General features: G+C 50.7%; 1 protein-coding gene. It reads left to right on the forward strand.

Features of this window, described 5'->3' with window-relative positions:
* The first annotated feature begins 279 nt into the window (after positions 1 to 279).
* Complete coding sequence (locus tag ABD892_RS10135) at positions 280 to 582, forward strand: redoxin domain-containing protein (protein WP_345195504.1); 303 nt, start codon at positions 280 to 282, stop codon at positions 580 to 582.
* The last annotated feature ends 47 nt before the right edge of the window (positions 583 to 629 follow it).

Below are 629 nucleotides of genomic sequence, written 5' to 3' on the forward strand. Positions count from 1 at the left end.
ATGAAAGCATGAGCGGTAGCAACATACTGCGGATTTTCAGGCTTGGTTCAAGGCTTTCAATGAAACGTCAACAGCCCCTAACAGGCACAATGTGAAAAAACAGCGAACTAAGAACATACGTTTCCTCCATACATGTGTATGGCCTGTTTTAAACCACCCGCATGCAACCATCATTGGCCGAAATGATGATTTTGTATCACAGTCATGGTTTGGATGGAGGCGGTTTCGTCCACTGTTTCCAGCAATACTCCCTCCAGCATCTGTAACCGGAGGCCCATCATGAACACTTCTCCCAAACTGAATGCAGGCAGTGCATTTCCGTCAATTACCGTTAAAACCATAGATGATACCGCGCTGACGTTGGGGCAGCCGCGAGGCGATATGACATGGCAGATGGTGGTGATATACCGCGGACGACACTGCCCGCTGTGTACCAAATTCCTGAATCACCTGGAAGATATCAAAGAACGGCTGGCTGCGATTGGCATTGACCTGGTTGCGGTGTCTGCCGATTCCCGCGAGCAGCTTCAGTCGCACAGGGAAAAACTTTTCCTGATTACCACTGTGGCTCAGCCAGCTTGAGAAGCCTTGCTGGCATGGGGCAGGTTCGCGCAGCCATGTAACCCAGC

This window comes from Kistimonas scapharcae, assembly GCF_039540975.1.
Taxonomy (GTDB): Bacteria; Pseudomonadota; Gammaproteobacteria; order Pseudomonadales; family Endozoicomonadaceae; genus Kistimonas; species Kistimonas scapharcae.